The sequence below is a fragment of the Dermatophilus sp. B7861-1 genome (genome assembly GCF_058996045.1).
The window spans coordinates 2,247,519-2,267,910 of record NZ_CM180082.1; the positions used below are offsets into that span (position 1 = coordinate 2,247,519).

General features: G+C 60.2%; 14 protein-coding genes. 3 read left to right on the forward strand and 11 right to left on the reverse strand.

Annotated features, from left to right (window positions below; genetic code table 11):
- Nucleotides 1-269 precede the first annotated feature (269 nt).
- Complete coding sequence (locus AC2T9U_RS09880; RefSeq protein ID WP_493695979.1) at nucleotides 270-2,576, reverse strand: cell wall-binding repeat-containing protein; 2,307 nt, start codon at nucleotides 2,574-2,576, stop codon at nucleotides 270-272.
- A 674-nt stretch (nucleotides 2,577-3,250) separates the two neighbouring features.
- On the opposite strand from AC2T9U_RS09880, the gene AC2T9U_RS09885 reads away from it, so the two are divergent.
- The 3 genes from AC2T9U_RS09885 (at nucleotide 3,251) to AC2T9U_RS09895 (ending at nucleotide 9,701) form a co-directional block, all read left to right on the forward strand.
- Nucleotides 3,251-5,113: a sugar phosphate isomerase/epimerase and 4-hydroxyphenylpyruvate domain-containing protein gene (locus tag AC2T9U_RS09885; protein WP_493695980.1), complete on the forward strand. Its 1,863-nt coding sequence runs from the start codon at nucleotides 3,251-3,253 to the stop codon at nucleotides 5,111-5,113.
- A 150-nt stretch (nucleotides 5,114-5,263) separates the two neighbouring features.
- Complete coding sequence (locus tag AC2T9U_RS09890; RefSeq protein ID WP_493695981.1) at nucleotides 5,264-8,767, forward strand: proline dehydrogenase family protein; 3,504 nt, start codon at nucleotides 5,264-5,266, stop codon at nucleotides 8,765-8,767.
- 694 nt (nucleotides 8,768-9,461) lie between these two features.
- Nucleotides 9,462-9,701 (forward strand): hypothetical protein, encoded by a 240-nt coding sequence (locus tag AC2T9U_RS09895; protein ID WP_493695982.1) that lies wholly within the window; start codon nucleotides 9,462-9,464, stop codon nucleotides 9,699-9,701.
- 132 nt (nucleotides 9,702-9,833) lie between these two features.
- Here AC2T9U_RS09895 and rbsD read toward each other — a convergent pair whose 3' ends face one another.
- The 10 genes from rbsD to AC2T9U_RS09945 all read right to left on the reverse strand — a co-directional run bounded on the left by rbsD (nucleotide 9,834) and on the right by AC2T9U_RS09945 (nucleotide 20,391).
- Nucleotides 9,834-10,226, reverse strand: coding sequence for a D-ribose pyranase (gene rbsD / locus AC2T9U_RS09900; protein ID WP_493695983.1), 393 nt, complete (start codon nucleotides 10,224-10,226; stop codon nucleotides 9,834-9,836).
- Nucleotides 10,223-11,164, reverse strand: a complete 942-nt coding sequence (locus AC2T9U_RS09905; protein ID WP_493695984.1) for a ribokinase — start codon at nucleotides 11,162-11,164, stop codon at nucleotides 10,223-10,225. The genes rbsD and AC2T9U_RS09905 overlap by 4 nt, the downstream gene beginning before the upstream one ends.
- Nucleotides 11,161-12,114: a substrate-binding domain-containing protein gene (locus tag AC2T9U_RS09910; RefSeq protein ID WP_493695985.1), complete on the reverse strand. Its 954-nt coding sequence runs from the start codon at nucleotides 12,112-12,114 to the stop codon at nucleotides 11,161-11,163. Before AC2T9U_RS09910 ends, AC2T9U_RS09905 begins: the two co-directional genes overlap by 4 nt.
- Nucleotides 12,115-12,177: 63 nt before the next feature.
- On the reverse strand, nucleotides 12,178-13,149 hold the full coding sequence (locus AC2T9U_RS09915; protein WP_493695986.1) for an ABC transporter permease: 972 nt from the start codon (nucleotides 13,147-13,149) through the stop codon (nucleotides 12,178-12,180).
- Nucleotides 13,139-14,641 (reverse strand): sugar ABC transporter ATP-binding protein, encoded by a 1,503-nt coding sequence (locus AC2T9U_RS09920; RefSeq protein WP_115029139.1) that lies wholly within the window; start codon nucleotides 14,639-14,641, stop codon nucleotides 13,139-13,141. The genes AC2T9U_RS09915 and AC2T9U_RS09920 overlap by 11 nt, the downstream gene beginning before the upstream one ends.
- The gene (locus tag AC2T9U_RS09925; RefSeq protein ID WP_493695987.1) at nucleotides 14,634-15,683 is read right to left on the reverse strand and encodes a LacI family DNA-binding transcriptional regulator; all 1,050 of its coding nucleotides are present in this window, start codon (nucleotides 15,681-15,683) and stop codon (nucleotides 14,634-14,636) included. The genes AC2T9U_RS09920 and AC2T9U_RS09925 overlap by 8 nt, the downstream gene beginning before the upstream one ends.
- A gap of 173 nt (nucleotides 15,684-15,856) precedes the next feature.
- Nucleotides 15,857-17,020, reverse strand: a complete 1,164-nt coding sequence (locus tag AC2T9U_RS09930; protein ID WP_493695988.1) for a glycerate kinase — start codon at nucleotides 17,018-17,020, stop codon at nucleotides 15,857-15,859.
- Nucleotides 17,021-17,412: 392 nt separating this feature from the next.
- Entirely contained in the window at nucleotides 17,413-17,946 is a 534-nt protein-coding gene (gene purE, locus AC2T9U_RS09935) for a 5-(carboxyamino)imidazole ribonucleotide mutase (RefSeq protein WP_028327809.1), read from the reverse strand.
- A gap of 27 nt (nucleotides 17,947-17,973) precedes the next feature.
- Nucleotides 17,974-19,248 carry a 5-(carboxyamino)imidazole ribonucleotide synthase gene (locus tag AC2T9U_RS09940; RefSeq protein ID WP_493695989.1) on the reverse strand — a complete coding sequence of 425 codons (1,275 nt, stop codon included), beginning with the start codon at nucleotides 19,246-19,248 and terminating at the stop codon, nucleotides 17,974-17,976.
- A gap of 69 nt (nucleotides 19,249-19,317) precedes the next feature.
- Complete coding sequence (locus AC2T9U_RS09945) at nucleotides 19,318-20,391, reverse strand: sensor histidine kinase (protein ID WP_493695990.1); 1,074 nt, start codon at nucleotides 20,389-20,391, stop codon at nucleotides 19,318-19,320.
- Between the last annotated feature and the right edge of the window lies 1 nt (nucleotide 20,392).

Consider the following 20,392-nt stretch of genomic DNA (forward strand, 5'->3'; position numbering starts at 1 on the left):
TTTTTGGGGTGGGGTTTGTGGGGTGAAGTTCGCGGTGTTGTGGGTCGTGTGGGCGTAGCGGATGCACGAAAGGAGGGGCTCTCCGGACGCACAGCACCTCCCGTCCGGGGAGCCCCTCCTTCGTAGGGGGTGTTCTTATTTACCGTCTTGTCCCTATTTATCGGGTGGTTTTATTAACCCGGTGAGGTGAGGTGGACGGATTGTGGGGGTGCCCCTGGCGGGCTGGGGTTTCAACCTGCCAGGGGCGTGTCGTTGCCGTTGTGAGCGCGTCAGTTGGCGAGCTGGCGAGCGGCGTTGACGAGGGCATCGGCGATGACGTCGGTTCCGCCGACGGGGGTGACGTCGATGAACAAGGTGTTGTTTGCCCGCAGGAAGTCTTGCGTGTCTGCGGGGAGCTTGTTCCCTGCGGTCAGGGCCAGAGCGTTGCCTTCAGCGGCTGCGCGAGGCGCTAGAGCAAGTGCGTCAGCCCACTTGGTGTCATCGGCTTGGCCGAGTGAGTTGTAGCCACCGTTGACGAGGTAAGGCGTCTTACCAGTGCGACCGAAGCCAGGCTCGGTGTTGGTGGAGCTGGCGGTGGCGCTCTTCACGAGGAAGTTACCGATGTGCTCGGCGGTGTTGAACCGGTTGGTTCCAGCCAGGCGGGTGACGTCGGTTGCGGACTGCGTGGCGAGAGCGTCAGGCAGTACTGCGGTGCCTCCCACGAAGATGGTGCGGCCGATGTTGAAGCCTTTGAGCTGGCTCATGGCTTCGGGGCGGAAGGTTGAGGCGCCACTGGTCAGGATGACCGGTAGGCCAGTTCCTGCCGCAGTGACTCCAGCCTGACCACCGACGAGTGGGCCAGCAGCCAGGGCATCCCAGGGCTTTTCACCGTTGGCGATGATAGCGCTGGGTTTGGCTGCCTTGCCGTAGGTGCCGACGGTCATGCCAACGCCGGAGCTGGTGGCTGCGTAGGCGTTCACAACACGGTTGGTGTCGTAGCGGTTGGTACCAGACAGACGAGTGACCTGAACTTTGCTAGTACCAGGCACCAAACTGGCTGGGTCGCCTTCTTTAGTCCAGTCAGTAGCGGTCAGGTCAGCAAGCTCATTGGCGACAGCAGCGGAGACAGCGCCCTCACCACCGACGATGAAGGCTCGCTTGGCACCGTGGTCGTACATGAAGTCCTTAACCACCTGGGGGGCGGTGTCAGGCTGCACGAGCAGGACGGGAGCCTTCTTTGTGTAGGCAAGGTAGGTCGCAGAGAGCGCGTCGGCGAAGTTGTTCTTCGCACCAGATGCGATCACAACGTTGTCGGTCTCAGCTTTTGCATACTGACCGTTAGCAACCTGCAGGGCGGTCTCGTAGCGGCTGGCACCAGAGATGCGGTTGGCGTTGTTGGTCAGTGGGATCATCGCCATGGAGTTAGCCGTGTCAACAGCAATGTCAGTCTGGTTGACGCTGCCGCTGGTGAGCGGGCCAGTTGGCGGGGTGATGGCACCGAGGGTGTTCACCGCAATCTTGACCTGGGCCTGCCCAGCAATCGGGGTGACGATTGCGCCGGAGACTACTGCACGTACAGCCGTGTCAGGCACCTGAGCATCAGCAACGGTGATGACGCCGTCAGCTGGGGCTACCTTCTCCGGCGTGGTGTTCAGGGCCTTACCGGAGGCGTCGTAGAAGGTCACCGAGACCTGGTCGGTAGCCGTGGTTGCTGTGGTGGGGTCAATGGTGATCTTGAAGTCGCCAGCGCCGAAGGTGCCAGAAGTGGCGCGGACCTCTACATCGCCCAGGGCCTGAGCAGAAGGCGTCGTGGAGTTAATGAGAGCGGAGCTGGAGGTGGTGATGGCAGTCTTCGAGATGTAGGCGGGGACCGTCTCCGGCTTAGCTGCGTCTGACCCACCGAAGAACCCGGCCTGGGCTGTACCTGCAGCGTCGTGGGCAGCTGCGGTGACAACAACTTCACCGTTAGATCCACCAGTGGCTTTGGAGCCAACATTCATCTTCAGGCCGCTGAGGGTCACTACGAATTTAGCGTTGAAGTTGGAAGCGTCAACACCGGAGTTGAAGGTGAGGCGGATGGTCTGGTCGCCGTAGGCTCCACCGACAATGGTGGGGGTGATAGCAGGAGTTGCCGGGGCAACGTCGGTGCCGCTTGCGGTGAAGTTAGTAGCCTGGCCCTGAGCGGCGTTGTTCGCAGCTGGGGAGGCGGGGCTGGTGGGATTGACAATCGTGCCTGTGGCTTTAGGGCCGTCAACCTTGATCGAGGGCAGGCCTGCCCAGGTCACGCGAGCGTTCGGGTCGACCTGCTGAGGCAGGGCGAGGTCGATGTAGTCACCCTTCTGGTAGGTGGCAGGAACGGCCATGACGATGTCACCGACAGCCTGCGAGGACTGACCAGCGATGACCGCCTTAGCGCCTTGCGTGCCCTCGGTGGTCACGTTGGTGTCCATGAGGCCAATCGAGCCGGTCTTGGCGAGCTCGGGCGTCTTTCCTGGGGCTTCCCAGGCCATGGCGGCGGGGCCGAAAGCAGTGGCGACGAGGACGGTGGCGCCGAACGCGGCGATTCCACGGGTACGCAGCTTGGCTGCAGAGTTCACTTGAGCCTCCTGAAGGCGATGCTGTGAAAGAACTCGGTTTAGTGGTGAATAGGCCCCACCAAATATGAAGGGGACTTTCACAAAGGGCCGACGGGACGCTATGGGGGAAACGCAACTCCGTCATTCCGGCCACAACATCGAATGTAGCCACAAAACCGTTACTCGCAATCCCTGCAACCACCCCACCCCATTCACACGAAAAGAAACCAGAAATAAGTAAATAGAAACTGTGCGCGCGATCGGCAAAGCATTGAGAAACCTGAGGAAAAAAACTCACCGAAACCCCTCAAACCCACACCTACCAGTACCTATACGCTCTCCACTCCGACTGAACACCCAGCACACAGGAACAAAAACCTCATCCAAGAACCACCTGTAAACCACCCGAAGGAAACTCAAAATTTACTTAAAAACCACCACAGCAACACACTCAAACTTGTCGACAAGGAACGACCAAATAATGAAATGAACGAACACCCAAGTCACCCGTCCATATTCGCTCACAAAAACCACCCAAACGAACACAAAAAACTAAACACACGCCCTGAACACACGTCCACAAAAACACAACCCCACAACCCCCGCACACTTTTCAGACACAACCCACCTCCCCTGCTCACAAACCCCCTGACACACTAAAAACACCACCATCCCCACCCCACCGAGGTCACCCAGTGCGTAAAGCCATCGCCACCATCTCCATCGCCGGCACCCTCACCCAAAAACTCTCCGCCATCGCCGCAGCCGGCTACGACGGCATCGAAATCTTCGACAACGACCTCATCGCCAGCCCCCTAACCCCCACCGAAATCGCTCAACGCTGCAGCGACTTAGGCCTAACCATCGAAATATTCCAACCCCTACGCGACATCGAAGGATGGCACCCCGATCACTTCCCCGCCGTCCTGCACCGCCTCCGCCACAAATTCACCACCATGCAACGCCTCGGCGTACCCCTAGCCCTGGCCTGCTCCAACGCCCTCCCCACCGCCATCGACAACCCCGACCTACGCGCCCACCAACTCCACCACATCGGCAACCTCGCCGCCGACCACGGCATCACCATCGCCTACGAAGCCCTCGCCTGGGGAACCCACATCAACCGCATCGGTCACGCCTGGAAAACCGTCACCGACACCGACCACCCCGCCATCACCCTGGCCATCGACACCTTCCACATCCTCTCCCGCGGCGATACCCCCACCGCACTAACCAACATCCCCGCCAACCGCATCGGCTACATGCAAATCGCCGACGCACCCCACCTAGACATGAACGTCCTCACCTGGTCCCGCCACCACCGCTGCTACCCCGGCCAAGGCGACCTCAACCTCGTCGAACTCGTCGGCACCGTCATCGACCTGGGCTACCACGGCCCCCTCTCCCTCGAAATCTTCTCCGACATCGTCCGCGACGCCAACCCCCGCATCAACGCCCTCGACGGCATGCGCTCCCTACTCATCCTCGAAGAACAACTCCGCCACCGAAACACCCACCACACCAACACCAACACCAACCACCCTGCCCCCACCATCGACCTCTTCAACCCACCCCCACCCCCCAACCGCGTCAACCCCGCCTTCATCGAAATCGCCATCAGCACCACCGACAACAACGACCCCAACCCCACCACCAGCATCACCGCACTCCTCAAAGCCCTCGGCTTCCACCACGCCAGCACCCACACCACCCGCCCCGTCCAGTGGTGGAGCAACGGCAACGCCCACATCTGCCTCACCACCCTGCCCACCCCCACACCACCAGCAACCCGCCCCTACATCTCCGCCATCGCCCTCGAAGTCGACCACGTCCACGACGTCGCCACCCGCGCCACCGCACTCCTATGGCCCCCCGTCACCCACCACCGCGGCCGCTACGACTCCGCCCTCCCCGGCATCGACACCCCCGGCGGCCTACACGTATTCCTCACCGGCCCCGAAAACGCCGACGACGACTGGCGCAATGGCTACCCCACCCCCACACCACCATCCCACCAGGCAACACTCACCGGAATCGACCACATCGGCACCACCACCCCACCCACCCTGCACCCCGCCGAACAATCCTTCTACCAATCCGTGTTCAACCTCCAACCCGGCCCCACCAGCGAATTCATCCGCCCCACCGGCCGCCGCCTCAGCCGCCCCTACCACCCCACCCACGGCAACCTACGCATCATCCTCGCCAACGGCCACACCCACTCCACCATCGACCAAATCGCCTTCAACTGCGCCGACATCACCACCACCATCACCACCGCACGCAACAACGGCGCCCACTTCCTCCCCATCCCCGCCAACTACTACGACGACCTTCAAGCCCGCCACAACCTCGACACCACCACCATCAACCACCTACGCCACCACAACCTCTACTACGACCAAGACAACAACGGCGGCACCCTCCTACACACCTACATCACCACCCCCGGAAACAACTTCATCATCGAACTCCTCCAACGCAACAACGGATACAACGGCTACGGCGAACCCAACACCCACATACGCCTCGCCGCCCAAACACACCACCAGCCCTAACCCACCCCACCAGCACCCTACTGCCCCAACAACACTCCCATAGCTACAAGACGGCGCGCCTAAATCCCCACCAACGCCCACCACCCACAAAAAGTTGTCAGACTGCACCCAAGCGTGGCCAACGGGGGCCACACAGCACGGGAGGCACCCATGAGTCACGACCTCACACACATCGCAGACCAAGCAACCACCAAGGTCCGCCAATGGCTCACCACCAGCGCCCAACACACCACCACCGAACCCGGCGCAGCCCGCCTCGCCGCAGTGCTCTCTGACCCCAACGGCCTCGAATTCACCGTCGGATTCGTCGACCGCGTCATCCGCACCGACGACCGCCGCGCAGCCGCCCACGCCCTCGCCGAACTCGGCAACATCACCCCCCAAACCCTCTCCCACCTCGACCGCGCCCAAATCAACGCCGGCTCACTCCTAGCACCCACACTCCCCAACATCGTCGTACCCGCCGCACGCACCCGCATCCGCCAAATGGTCGGCCACATGATCGTCGACGCCCGCGAGCGCCACCTCGACCGCGCCATCAGCAGCCTCACCAAACAAGGCAACCGCCTCAACATCAACCTCCTCGGCGAAGCAGTCCTCGGCGAAGAACAAGCCACCATCCACCTCGATGAAACTCGACGACTGCTTAGCCGCGACGACGTCGACTACGTCTCGATCAAGGTCTCCTCCATCGCCTCCCAAATCTCTATGTGGGGCTTCGACCAAACCGTCCAATACGTCACCGAACGTCTCACCCCCCTCTACATCGAAGCCTCCCGCGCCCCCGCCGGCACTAAATTCATCAACCTCGACATGGAGGAATACCGCGACCTACGCCTGACCATCGAAATCTTCCGCCGCCTGCTATCCACCCCCGAAACCAAAAACCTCGAAGCCGGCATCGTCCTGCAGGCCTACCTGCCCGACGCCCTCGGCGCCATGCAAGAACTCGCCGAATTCGCCAACAAACGCGTCACCGACGGCGGAGCAGGCATCAAAGTCCGCCTCGTCAAAGGCGCCAACCTCTCCATGGAACGCGTCCACGCCGAAATAGCTGGCTGGCCCCTAACCACCTGCCCCACCAAAACCGACACCGACGCCAACTACAAACTCGTCCTGCACTGGCTCCTCAACCCCGACAACATGCGCGGCCTACGCATCGGCGTCGCTGGCCACAACCTCTTCGACATCGCCTTCGCTCATCTCCTGGGCTCCCAACGCGGCGTCACCGACCGCATGGAATTCGAAATGCTTCAAGGCATGGCCTCCAGTCAAGTCGAAACCATCGGCAACGAGCTAGGACGCCCTCTGCTATACGTACCAGCCGTCCGCCCCGAAGAATTTGACGCCGCCATCTCCTACCTCGTACGCCGCCTCGAAGAAAACGCCGCCACCGAAAACTTCATGTCCGGCATCTTCGACATCGCCCCAGACAACCCCACCTTCCACCGCGAAGAAAAACGCTTCCGCGAATCCCTCACCACCCTGCAACACATCCTCAACACCCGCGGACACACCCCACCGCCCCCCAACGACCAACAAAACCGCACCACCGAACAGCTCCCCGAACCACGCCCCACCACAGAGCCGCTCCCACCCTTCACCAACGAACCCGACACCAACCCCGCCCTACCCGACAACCAAACCTGGGCACGCGAAACCATCCAACGAGCCACCCCCGAATGGCTCAACCAGCAAACCACTCCCCCACCCCTGCACCTCAAGGACGTCGACAACCTCGTCGACACCACCCGCAAAGCCGCCCACGAATGGGCCGCCCGCCCCGCACTCGAACGCGCCCACATCCTCTACCGCGCCGCCGACATCCTTGCTCACCGCCGCGGCCACCTCATCTCCCTCGCCGCCGCCGAAACAGGAAAAACCATCGGCCAAAGCGACCCCGAAATCTCCGAAGCCATCGACTTCGCTCGCTACTACGCCCACAGCGCCCTCGAACTGGACGCCATCACCGACGCCACCTTCACACCCGACCGCGCTGTACTCATCACCCCACCCTGGAACTTCCCCTTAGCCATCCCTGCTGGCTCCACAATCGCCGCTCTGGCCGCAGGAGCAGGTGTCATCCACAAACCCTCAGCTCCCACCCCACACTGCTCCGCCGCAATCGTCAAAGCACTTTGGGACGCAGGTATCCCCCGCGACCTGCTCCACGTCATCGCCCCCGATGAAAGCGACGTCGGCCGCGCACTGGTCACCCACCCAGGCGTCGACCGCATCATCCTCACCGGCGCCTACGAGACCGCCGCCATGTTTTCCTCATGGCGCCCCGGCCTAACCATCAACGCCGAAACATCAGGAAAAAACGCCATCATCATCACCCCATCAGCTGACCGCGACCTGGCCACAGCTGACCTAGTCCACTCCGCATTCGGACACGCTGGCCAAAAATGCTCCGCAGCGTCTTTAGCTATCTGTGTCGGCAGCGTCTACAACTCCGAACGCTTCCGCCGCCAACTCGTTGACGCAGCAAGCTCACTCATCGTCGACCTGCCCCATAACCTCAGCGCCACCGTAGGGCCACTGACCGAAAACCCCAGTGATAAGCTCCACCGCGCACTGACCACCCTCGAACCGGGCGAAACCTGGCTCCTGAAGCCACGCCAACTCGACGACACCGGCCGCCTCTGGACCCCAGGCATCAAAGACGGCGTCAAACCCGGCTCTTTCTTCCACCACACCGAAGTTTTCGGCCCTGTCCTTGGGCTCATGCACGCCGAAAACCTCAACCACGCCATCGCACTCCAAAACGATGTCGAATATGGCCTCACCGGAGGCATCCACAGCCTCGACGCCGACGAGGTCCGCACCTGGCTCGAACAAGTCCAGGTCGGTAACGCCTACGTCAACCGAGGCATCACCGGCGCCATCGTGCAACGCCAATCGTTCGGCGGCTGGAAGAAATCTTCAGTCGGTCTCGGTTCCAAAGCAGGTGGCCCCAACTACGTCATGCTCATGGGCACCTGGCATGACGCCGACGCCATCAGCACTCCCACCACCACTGACCCTGTGGTCATGCGCATGGCCGCCGCTGCTCAGCTTGACGAAGACGACACCGCCTGGCTCGCAGCCGCTGCTGCAAGCGATATCCGTGCGTGGGAAGAAGAATTCAGCACTCCCCGTGACCAAACCGGCCTCACAACTGAAGCCAACCTTTTCCGTTACCGTCCAGCTGACATCGCACTACGCATTAGCCAAGACGCACCCACTCGCGAAATAGCCCGCGCAGCATTGGCTGCGCGAACCACTGGCGCGCGGGTACTCATTGCCGCGCACCCTCAGGTAGACAGCACCGTCAGAGCGTTGTTGAGTCACATCGAGCAGACACTCCCCACCGCACCTATTCGCTGGCTCGATGACACCAGTTTCGCTGACGCGCTAGCAAACACCAGCCTGGATAGCGGTATCGGGGCGCGGGTACGCGTCATCGGTTCCCTTCCCGATCTTGTAACAGAACGGCTTGCTTCACGTCCTTGCGTGGCTTTGCTCGCTGACCCGATCACTGCTTCCGGACGGGTAGAGCTACGCAACTGGGTTAAGGAGCAGTCTTTGTCGATCACACTTCATCGGTTCGGTAACGCGTCAGGGCCTTTCCATGCCCTCGCAGCTGAACTCAGCACACCAAGCAAAAACTAAACATCGCACGACAAATTACCGGCCCAAACGATGGGCCGGTAATTTGTCGCACCCTTTTAGAATGACTTTTTACTGCAGAGCGAAAGCGCGTGTACTCTTATCACCCACACTTTCAAGTCTCGCCCACCATGCGAGTCAACTACGTGATCGGAGTCCCCTCGTGCGAGCCCTAGCGATTAGCGCTGTTGCAAGCATCACTTTCACTGGGCTTGCCTGCCAAACGACTTACGGCTACGAAAGAATTCCAGATAAGCCTTCCACCGTCACATCAACAACTATCAATGTTGATAAACAAACCACATCACCGGATACGCCTTCTAAAAGAGACAAAGACCCTGGCAACTCTGGAAGAGCAGACAGGCAAAGCCCTAGTCCCACCCAAAGCGCAACAGGCTCCCCTCGCCCCACTTCCACTGGAACACCGAGCACCTCTGCGACTGCCTCACCGGTACCCACTCCCCCAAAAAACGACACTCAAAGCCATGATGAAGAAGACTCGGAACGACCAATGTGGCTTAAGTGCAGTGTCGGAACTTCAACGTCGGCTCTCGGTGGCGCTGTCGCTGCAGCCACCCTCGGCTCTGCGGTACCTGGCTTGGGGACGGTATCAGGAGCGCTCATCGGCGGTATCTCCGCAGGGGCAGTTGGTGCAGCTGCGAACTGCTTCGACTAACTCAATTATTAAAGGAAACCGATGAAGAACATCACTCGCCGGAAACTCGGTTACGCTTCTCTTATCGCAGGGATAATTGTCACAGTCGCGCATATTGCAATCGGAACTAACCTGGTTTCAGTTTCACCAATTCTCGCAATGTGTTTCATTAGTTTCATTGTCGGCGCCAGAAGCCCCAAAGATACAAAAACAGCAGCAAAATCAGAAAAAGAAACAACATCAGCCGTATCTGCGCCACCTGCCCCAACCGCTACTCAGTAAATAAATAAAAACTGGACCAGTCGGACGTTTTCTTCCAACCGCCCGTGCAGGTCTAGTCGCTCTTATTACACAACATGCATGTGGCGGACACCGGAAACCCAATGCCCGCCACTTTCATACTGATCGCACGTGTCAGAACGGCACGCCGCACTCCAAGATGACGTTGGCATACGGGCTTTGTTCACCAGTTCGTACCGCAAACGCCATGCGAGGCAGCATCGCTTTTAATTCCTCATGCAGGAGCGTTACCTGCTCACCGAGCTGTCCTGCACGCTGGGAAATCCACTGCCCCGCCACTTCGTCAAAAGCCTCATGCGCCACCGTGTGACGTTGGACTACAAGCTCGCTCAACAACACATCAAGCGCCGCGGTGAACGGAACCATCCCAGGCGCCATAGCTAGGTCGATCACCGGAATCGACCGTGGCAATGGCAAACCACTATCTGCGACTGCGATCAGATCTGTGTGCCCTAAGAGAGCTATCTGTCGTGACAACTCAGCATGCAAAATCCCTGACTTTTTCACGCAAGCTCCTCCCATCCTGGGTAAGAGTGTTGTGTTCCCTCGGCTCCGACGGCACGAGCTGCCGCAGAGTTCGCGGCGGTAGCTGCTTCAGCCAGTGACAATCCAGTCGCCAAACCTGCAGCAACAACACCGACGAAACAGTCTCCTGCCCCCGTAGTGTCAACCACCTCGACCGTCTCGCCTGGTACATGTTCTTTCCCCTCAGCGGAGGCAACGAGAGCGCCTTGCCCGCCGAGGGTAATCACGACTGATTCAACACCTGCTTGCAGTAGCCGATCTGCCACATTTTCAGCCATCTCGTGCACGTCATCGGCAAGCACAGCCCCGGCCCGCTGTGGGTCCACGATGTCCGCTGCAGCAAGTGCTTCGTGTTCATTGACAACGAGTGGGTTCGCAGCCAGGAGGGTCGCCGGAGCAACATCGACAATAGGAGCAAGGTTGATCACCGGACGGGCCCCGGCAGCCACAGCGGCGGCAGCAGCTGCATCAATCGATTCCACGGGAATCTCACCTTGGAGTACGAGGACGTCAGTATCCCGAATAGCAGGTACATAATCAGGAGTAACTTTCCCGTTAGCGCCGGGGATAACAATGATGAGGTTCTCTCCTTGAGCCGAAACGGCAATGATGGCAGTGCCAGTCGGCCCTGGGACCACTCGCACGCCGGTGCAGTCCACTCCAGCTTTATTCAAAAGGGACAGTGCTACCTCAGCATTGGCATCCTCGCCGATAGCTCCCACCATCGTGACCGAAGCACCAGCGAGCGCGGCTGCGACAGCTTGGTTGGCGCCTTTTCCTCCGGGGCGACTGAAGCCACCGGTACCTAGAACTGTTTCGCCGGGTGTGGGGTGGCGTTCCACTCGGGCGTAGAGATCGGCGTTGAGGGATCCGAATACGACTACTCGTGAGTGCGATGTGTTCTCGTGGTTATTGGTCATTTGAGGAACTCGCTGACGTTGTCTTTGGTCACGATCTTGACCGGGACGGGAATGTTTTTCTCTACTTTTTGTCCGCCGATAACTTTGAGTGCGTTTTCAACAGCTACCTTGCCCAGTTCTGTGGGCTGTTGAGCCACGGTTCCGGCCATCTTGCCTTCTTTGACTGCTTTGAGAGCGTCTGCGGTTCCGTCAAATCCGAATACGTGAACGTCTTTTCCTGCTTTGGCTCCGAGTGCTTGGATTGCCCCGAGGGCCATTTCGTCGTTTTCGGCGAAGATGCCGTTGGTGTCCTCGTGCGCTTGAAGCAGGTTGGTGGCGACGTTGAGTCCTTGGGTACGGTCGAAGTTAGCGGGTTGAGCAGCGGCGATGCTGATGCCGGAGGCAGCTTTAATTCCTTCGGTAAACCCTTGTCCTCGGTCTCGGCTGGCGGATGTGCCGGGAACTCCTTGGAGGTGGATGAGTTTTCCTTTTTCTTCCATTGCTTTAGCTAGTGCAGTTGCGGCGTCTTTTCCGCCAGTGATGTTGTCACTGCTGACAAGGGTGGCGATGTCTGCGCCATTGACGGCGCGGTCTACAGCAATGACGGGGATTTTTGCATTGATGGCAGGCTTTACTGCTGCGCCGGCGGCATCAGAGTCGACGGGGTTGATGATGATGGCTGCGGACTGGCGTGTGACTGCGTCAGCGATTTGGTTGGCTTGGGCTGCGGGGTCGTTTTGTGCGTCGACGACGTTGAGGGTGGCTCCTGCGGCTTCGGCGGCTTTTTGAGCTCCGTCACGGAGGTCTACGAAGAATGGGTTGTTGAGGGTAGATACGGCCAGGGTGATTGTTTTTCCTGTGCCAGCTGCTGAGCTGTTTCCTGCTGGTGCGCGGTTGCAGGCGGTGGCTCCCAAGGCGAGGAGACCGATAGCGCTGGTGGCGATGATGGTACGGAAGATGCTGCGTGACATGGTTTCTCCTGGTGAACTCTTCGTTGAGCCCGAGAGGGGCAGGCCGGGCGTGCCTTTAGGGTGTTATTTGCGGTTGCGGAGTACGTCGATACCGACGGCCGCCGCGATGACCAGGCCGATGACGACCTGTTGCCAGAATGCGGTGACAGATAGAAGGTTGAGTCCGTTGCGGATGACGGCTAGGACGAGTGCTCCGATGAGGGTTCCGGTGGCTTTTCCTGATCCACCGGTGAGGCTTGCTCCGCCGATGACGACTGCGGCGATAGCGTCGAGTTCGTATCCGGTGGCGGCTTGGGGTTGCGCCGAGGCTAGTCGTCCTGCCAGAAGGAGCCCAGCGACGCCGGAATAGAGGCCAGAGAGTGCGTAGACCGATGCGAGGGTTCGTTTGACGGGTAGTCCGGTCAGGCGTGCTGCTTCTTCGTTACCGCCGATCGCGTAGAGGGATCGCCCGAAGACGGTGCGGTTGAGGATGAATGCAGTTACTGCCCAGGCCAGCAGTAGCACGAGGATGGGAACGGGGATGGGGCCGAGGTTGCTGCCGAGCCAGTTGACTGCGTCGGGCATGAGGATGGGGCGGCCTTCGGAGATGACGAGGGCGAGTCCTCGGGCGATGGACAGCATGGCGAGGGTGGCGATGAAGGCGGGGAGTTTGCCGTAGGCGACTGCGGTTCCGGTGACGCTTCCTGCGATGAGTCCCATAAGTGGGGCGAGGATGAGCGCTAGGGGGCCGGGCATTGCGCCGGTGGTGACCATCCAGCCTGCCCCGATGGCTGATAGGGCGGCGATTGATCCAACGGATAGGTCGATTCCGGCGGTGACGATGACGTAGGTCATCCCGAATGCGATGACGGCTGTGACTGCGGCTTGTACGCCGACGTTGAGTAGGTTGGGGATGGTGAGGAATGCGGGGGTGGCGATGAACATGATGAGGCATACCAACGCGAGTCCGACGATGGCGCCGTTGTTGGATAGCCAGGTGCTGAGTGTTTTTCCGCGGCTTGGCGCCGGGGTTGGTGTTGCGGTTTCAGCGGGCACGGGACGACTGGACCTCCTTTACGGCCAAGTGCATGACCGCATCTTGGGTGGCTTCCGCGGCGGGAAGTTCTCCGACTATGCGTCCGTGTGCCATGACGAGGACACGGTCGCTCATACTGATGACCTCGGGGAGGTCGCTGGAGGCGAGGAGGACTGCTCCTCCTGCCTGGGTGATGCTGTTGATGAGTTCGTAGATTTCGACTTTTGCTCCGACGTCGACGCCGCGGGTGGGTTCGTCGAGGAGGAGCACGGTTGATTCGGCCATGAACCAGCGGCCGAATACGACTTTTTGTTGGTTGCCTCCGGAGAGTCCGCGGACGGGTTGGTCGATGTTTGCCATGCGGATGCGAAGTTTTTTTGCGACTTCTTGGCCGCGTTTGCGTTGTCCGGTGATGTCGGCGAGTCCGGATTTGCTGGTTGTTTCGAGAGTGGCGTAGCCGAGGTTTTCGCTGACGGGGGCGTTGAGGACGAGTCCTTCGTGTTTGCGGTCTTCGGGGACAAGTCCGATTTTGGCTGTGACTGCGGCGGCGACGTCGTGTTTGCGTAGGGGTTTTCCGGCGACATTGATGTTTCCGTGGTGGTATGTGTCGGCGCCTGCGATGGCGCGGAGCACTTCGGTGCGTCCGGCGCCCATGAGGCCGGCAAGGCCGACTACTTCGCCTGCGCGCAGTGTGATGGAGATGTCCTCGAATGCGCCTTCTCGGGTGATTTTGTTGACTTCGAGGAGTGTTTTTCCTGGTTGGCTGGGGCGGCGGGGGTAGAGGTCTTCGATGTCGCGGCCGACCATGAGTCGGATGAGTTCTGGTTCTTCTGCTGTGGAGGCGACTGTTTCGACGGCTGTTCCGTCGCGTAGCACTGTGATTCGGTCTCCGATTTCGGTGATTTCGTCGAGGTGGTGGCTGATGAACACCATTGCTACGCCTTGTTCGCGTAGTTCGCGCATGACGGTGAAGAGTGTGTCTGTTTCTGCGCGGGTGAGGGCGGCGGTTGGTTCGTCGAGGATGAGGATGCGTGCGTCGATGGCGAGTGCTTTGGCGATTTCGACCATTTGTTGACGGGCAACGCCGAGGGTGTGGACGGGGCGGTCTACGTCGATATCTAGGCCGATGCGTTCTATGGCTTTACGTGCGTAGTGGCGCATCTGTTTGCGGTTGATGAGTCCGAAGCGGGAGGGGGTGCGTCCGAGTGTGATGTTTTCGGCGACGCTGAGGTTGGGGACGAGGTTGAGTTCTTGGTGGATGGTGGCGATTCCGAGGGCTTCGGCGTCGTTGGTGTTGGTGATGTGTACGGTTTTGCCGTTGACTTCGATGCTGCCTTTGTCGGGTTGGTGGACTCCGGCGATCATTTTGATCAGTGTTGATTTGCCTGCGCCATTTTCGCCGAGGAGTACGTGTACTTCGCTGCGGTGTATGTCCAGTGTTACGTCGTTGACTGCGGTGATGCCGCCGAAGGACTTGGAGACGCCCTTCAGTCGGAGGATGACGTCATCCATGGTGGTTCTCCTGGGGTTGTTCTCCTCGTTTGGGGAGGTGGGTGGGTGTGGAGGGTCTTTCTCCGAGGGAGGAGCGTTTGACCAGGTGGGTGGGGATGGGGGTGGTTGTGGTGTGGTGGTTGTTCATGGCGTTGATGAGTGTGGTGACGGCTTTTTGGGCGAGTGTGGGGATGTCTTGGGCGATGGCGGTGATGGGTACTTCGAGTAGTTCGAACCAGGGGTCGTCGTCGAATGCTGCGATGCCGATGTCGGTTCCTGCGCGTAGTCCGTGGCGGTTTGTGACGGTGATGAGTCCTGTTGCCATGAGTACGTCTGCTGCGATGATGACGTCGGGTCGGTTGGGGCGGGTGAGGAGTTGTTCGGCTGCGTGGACGCCGCTGGCGAATTGGAAGTTGCCTTCGATGATGTCTTTGTTGTGGATTGTCAGGCCGTGGTGGTTGAGGCGGTTTTTGGCTGCGGTGAGGCGTTCGATGCCGGTGGATGTTTGTAGTGGGCCGGAGATGATGGCGATGTGTTGGTGTCCGAGGCTGACGATGTGGTCGATGAGGTTTGCCATTCCGCCGGTGGAGTCGGAGGTGATCAGGGGTGCGTCGAGTTTGGCGTCACGGTCGAGGCAGACTGTGGGGCGGAGTGTTACGGCTTCGTGTAGTGCTGGGGTTGCTTGTCCTTGGGGAACGAGGAGGAGTCCGTCGACGTGTGCGCGGTCGAGTGCGGTGAGGTAGCGCTCTTGGGCTGTGGTGTCTTCGTCGGCGTTGCCGATCATGACGGCTAGGCCTGCTGCTGCGGCGGCTTGTTCGGCTTCGTAGGCGAGGGCGGTGAAAAAGGGGTTGCGGACGTCGGGGATGAGCAGTCCGATGATTCCGGATTTGTTGGTGCGTAGGCTTCGGGCGAATCCGTTGCCTCGGTAGCCGAGTTCTTTTGCTGCGGCGTGTACGCGTTTGCGTACTTCGGCGGAGGCTGGGCGTTGTGGGTCGAGTGCGCGTGATGCGGTTGATGGGGCGACGCCTGCTCGTTGTGCGACGTCGCGGAGCGTCACTGTCACCGCTGCACCACCTTGTGCACTCGTGTGTGGAATCGATTCCAGTTTGAATCGATTCCATGAGCATGGGGTACGTTCGCGGTTCACGTCAAGGTGATGTGAGGCACCTGGGTGTTTCTTTTTGTTGGTGTTTTTTGTGGTGTTTGAGAGCAGCGGCGAGCTGATTTTTCGGCAGATTAGTTGCGGTGTATCGCTTTTCGCGTGAGGTCGGCGTGTAGTAGGCGCGTGACCATGGCTGCGGCTGCTTCTAAATTTTGTTCTCCGGCTGCTAAGGCAGTGGGTAGGTCTGTTGCTTCCCGCACGATTGGCACTGTTGCGATCACGCCTGCGGGTGGGGTTCTGGCTATTTTTTCTTCTATTCGTCCTGCGAAAACTACTGTGGGTACTCCTGCTTGGGCTGCTCGTTGGGCTACTTGCATGGGTGCTTTGCCGGTCATGGATTGTGTGTCTACGGATCCTTCTCCCGTGAATACATAGTCGGCGCCGTGCAGGTGGTGGTCGATGTTGATGGTGTCCATCACTAGTTGGGCGCCGGGGCGTAGTTCGGCGGAGGTGAATGCGAGGAAGGCTGCACCGACTCCGCCTGCGGCTCCTGCTCCTGGGGTGTTTCGTATTGGCTTGTTGAGTGTGGCTTCGACGATGTCTGCCCAGCGGGTTAGTGCGTGTTCTAGTTCGATGATGTCCTCTGGGGTTGCGCCTTTTTGGGGGCCGAATACGGCGCTTGCTCCGTGTTTGCCGAGGAGGGGGTTGTTCACGTCGCAGGCGACCATGATTTTTGTTTTTGCGAGCCGCCTGTCGAGTTGTGTGGTGTCGATGTGTGCGCAGTTGCGTAGGGCTGATCCGCCTGGGGGTAGTTGGTTGCCTTCGGCGTCGAGGAATCGTGCGCCGAGTGCGCTCATCATTCCTGTGCCTGCGTCGTTGGTTGCGCTGCCGCCGATGCCTATCAGGAGTGTGTGCGCGCTGGCGTCGAGTGCTGCGGTGATGAGTTGTCCTACGCCGTATGTGGTTGCTGCGCGGATGTTGCGTTCGTGTGGGGGTATGTGTTCTATGCCTGCGGCAGCTGCCATTTCTATGATGGCGGTGGTTGTTGATTCGGTGTGTATGAGGCCGAAGGTGGCGTTGGTGGGGCGTCCGAGGGCGTCGGTGCAGGGTGTGGAGCGGATGTCTCCGTCTAGGGCGTTTACGAGTGTACGCATGGTGCCTTCGCCGCCGTCAGCCATGGGGAGGCATGTCACTTCGGTGGAGGGTGCTGCGGAGAGTATTCCGCGGCGTAGTGCTTGGGCTGCGTTTGTGGCGGTGATGGATTCTTTGAATGAGTCGGGGGCGCAGATGATACGCATGTGTTTATCTTGCCGTTGGTGAGGCGCTGTTTTGGGGGCCACTTTTGGGTGTGGTTTTTTCTTTTTGTGTGGTTTTTATTTGCCCTGGTGTTCGCTGCTGGTGATGCGTGAGGTCTCTAGTGTGTCTTGTTGGTCGCGTGGTGGATTCGGCTGGGTAACGATTGGGCTAAGACGCGGTTTGAGTGCGTTTTTATGGGGTGGGCAGACAGCATTATTGAGGTTGTCGGGGCTCTTGGTTTGAGCCCTGATTGTGTGTTCGTTCTCTGTGAGTTTTGTGTTTGGAGAACGGTGACGCCCGGTCGGATGGGCAGTCGATCACGTGCGGAGCGGGGTGCCGCTCATCAGGGCGTGCGTGGTTCGACTGTTCCTCCGGCCGGGCGTTTTACGTGTTTTTAGTGGGTGAGGCGGTTGCGGAGGGTTTCTCCTTTTGCGTGGGCGTGGTCGCGTAGTTCGCTTTGGAAGGTGCGCATTTTTTCGCGTAGGTGGGCGCCGTGTTCTGTGTCGGCGGTGCTGATGATGCGGGTGGCTAGGAGTCCGGCGTTTCGTGCGCCGCCGATGGAGACGGTGGCTACGGGGACGCCTGCGGGCATTTGGACGATGGATAGGAGGGAGTCCATGCCGTCGAGGTGCTTGAGAGGTACTGGTACACCGATGACGGGTAGTTCTGTGACGGCGGCGAGCATGCCGGGTAGGTGGGCGGCGCCGCCAGCGCCAGCGATGATGACGCGTAGGCCGCGGCCGGCGGCGCTGCGGCCGTATTCGATCATTTCGGTGGGCATGCGGTGTGCGGAGACGACGTCGGCTTCGTAGGGGATACCGAATTCTTCGAGGGCGTGGGCTGCGGCTTCCATGGTGGGCCAGTCGCTGTCGCTGCCCATGACGAGGCCGACGAGGGGGGTGGTTTCGTTGAGGGTGGTGTCGTTCATTGTGTTGCTCCTGGGTGGGTGGGGGTGTTACTGGCGGATGGTGCCGCGGAGGTATCCGGTGGCGTGGTTGGCGCGTTCGCGCAGGTTGGGGAGGTTGTCGCCGCAGACGTTGACGTGGCCAATTTTTCGGCCGGGTTTTACTGCTTTGTTGTAGAGGTGGATTTTGAGGGCTGGGTCGTGGGCCATGAGGTGTTTGTAGGTGGAGTAGAGGTTTTCGAATTCGGGGATTTGTCCGCCCAGAACGTTGCCCATGACGGTCCAGGTGTTGCGTGGGCTGGTGTCGCCTAGGGGGAGGTCGAGGATGGCGCGGAGGTGTTGTTCGAATTGACTTGTGGTGGAGCCGTCGATGGTCCAGTGGCCAGAGTTGTGGGGCCGTAGGGCCAGTTCGTTGACGAGGAATTGGGGGTTACTGTCTTCGTCGGTGGTTTCGAAGAGTTCTACGGCCATGACTCCGGTGAGGTCGATGGCTTCGGCGATGCGTAGGGCTGCGGCGGTGATGTGGGTGGCTGCGGCGGGGGGTAGGTCGGGTGCTGGGGCGATGACTTCGGTGCAGATGCCGTCGGTTTGGACGGTTTCGACTACTTGCCAGGTTGAGGCTTGGCCCGTGGGGCTGCGGGCGACCATGATGGCTAGTTCGCGGGTGAAGGTGATGGCTTGTTCGGCGAGGAGGCCGTCGGGGAAGGTGGTGGCGCGGGCGAGTTCGTTGGTGGGGTCGTTGGTGGGGGTGGTGTCGGTGACGGCATTGAACCAGGTGGCGGCTTCGCCGGTGGTGTGTTCGCCTTCGTTGACGAGGAGTACGCCTTTGCCGTCGTATCCACCGCGAGGGGTTTTGAGGATGATGGGCCAGCCGACGCGGTCGGCGAAGTGCGCGAGTTCGTCGGGGGTACGGACTTGGGCCCATTGTGGGGAGGGGATGTTGAGGTGGGTCATGAGTTCGCGCATGGCGAGTTTGTCTTGGGCGTAGCGCAGGGCGGTTGGGCGGGGGTGGAGGGGGATGTTTTCGTTTTCGAGGGCGTGGAGTACGTGTGGGGGGATGTGTTCGTGGTCGAAGGTGATGACGTCGCAGTGGCGTGCGAATTCTAGGACTGTGTCGAGGTCATCAGCGGATCCGACGGGTGCGGAGGGGATGACTTGGGCGGCAGCGCTGGTGGTGTTTTCGGCGAGGTCGCTGAGTGTGATTCCGAGGTTGATAGCCGGGGGTTGGCACATGCGTGCGAGTTGTCCGCCGCCGATGATTCCGACGATGGGGAATCCTCCGGGGGCGTGTTTCGGTTTGAGGTCCCTGGTTGTTGGCTCGTTCACGAGGCTGAGCCTAGTTGCAGTGGCGCGTGGGGTGGGGGTGCGGGCGTGTGTGCTTTGGGTTGTGGTGGGTTAGTCGGTGGCGACTGCTTGGAGGAAGAGGGCGAAGGTGGCGGGTTTGGTGCGGAGGAGTTCGAGTCTGCCGCCGTATCCTTCGGCGAGGGATCGGGCTATGGATAGGCCGAGTCCGGATCCGCTTGTGGAGACTTCTTTGTCGAAGACGTAGGGGGCGAGGTCGGGGTCAACACCGGGGCCTTCGTCGGTGATGGTGATGATGACGGAGGGGCCGGAGAGTCGGACGTCGACGACGGTGGTGCCGGATCCGTGGGCGAGGGAGTTTTCGATGATGACGCCGAGGATTTGGGTGAGGTTGACTGAGGTTGCCCATACGGAGACGCCACGGATTCCGGTGACGTGGATGGCGCGGCTTTCGCGTTCGAATTTGGGTTGCCAGAGGCGTTGGAGTTCGGCGAGGGTGCGGTCGACGCGGACCATGCGTGGGGTTTCGACGGATCGGCGGTTTTTGCGTAGGAGTGCTTCGACGGTGTCGGTGAGTCTTTCGACTTGTTGGATGGCGATGTCTGCTTCTTCGTGCGCGACGTCGAGGTCGTCGGTGGCGGCGATTTCTTCGAGGCGCATGAGGAGTGCGGTCAGGGGTGTGCGTAGTTGGTGGGAGGCGTCGGCGGAAAAGTCGCGTTCGGCGGCGAGTGAGGTGATGAGGCGTCGGGCGGATCGGTCGAGTTCGCTGGTAACGAGGTCTATTTCGGTGATGCCGGAGGCGGTTTGGTGAATGCGTGGGTCGCCTTCGCCGAGGCGTTTGGCGTCGTTGGCCAGTTCGACGAGGGGGTCGGATACTTTTCCTGCTTGCCAGCGGACAACAGCGTAGACGGCTGCGGCTGCGGTGGCGATGAGGATGAGTGCGAGGGTGGTGATGGTGATGGTGATGGTGTGTGGGGTGGGGTATCCGGGGGTGTCTTGGGTGTCGTTGAGGAATTGGGTGGTGATGATGGTGAAGGTGATTGCGGGGACGGTGACGATGAGTAGTGAGAGCACTACTGCGAGGCTGGTGGAGCGTAGGAGGGATTCGCGTACGGAGACGGATCGGTGAGTTTTGGTGGTGTTGTCCGGGAGGAGGCCGGGTGTCATG

Bases quoted from the DNA above. Each gene is read 5' to 3' on its own strand.
- AC2T9U_RS09890 (WP_493695981.1), top strand. From the start codon at position 5,264: ATGAGTCACGACCTCACACACATCGCAGACCAAGCAACCACCAAGGTC.
- AC2T9U_RS09895 (WP_493695982.1), top strand. From the start codon at position 9,462: ATGAAGAACATCACTCGCCGGAAACTCGGTTACGCTTCTCTTATCGCA.
- AC2T9U_RS09905 (WP_493695984.1), bottom strand. From the start codon at position 11,164: ATGACCAATAACCACGAGAACACATCGCACTCACGAGTAGTCGTATTC.
- AC2T9U_RS09910 (WP_493695985.1), bottom strand. From the start codon at position 12,114: ATGTCACGCAGCATCTTCCGTACCATCATCGCCACCAGCGCTATCGGT.
- AC2T9U_RS09920 (WP_115029139.1), bottom strand. From the start codon at position 14,641: ATGGATGACGTCATCCTCCGACTGAAGGGCGTCTCCAAGTCCTTCGGC.
- AC2T9U_RS09930 (WP_493695988.1), bottom strand. From the start codon at position 17,020: ATGCGTATCATCTGCGCCCCCGACTCATTCAAAGAATCCATCACCGCC.
- purE (WP_028327809.1), bottom strand. From the start codon at position 17,946: ATGAACGACACCACCCTCAACGAAACCACCCCCCTCGTCGGCCTCGTC.
- AC2T9U_RS09945 (WP_493695990.1), bottom strand. From the start codon at position 20,391: ATGACACCCGGCCTCCTCCCGGACAACACCACCAAAACTCACCGATCC.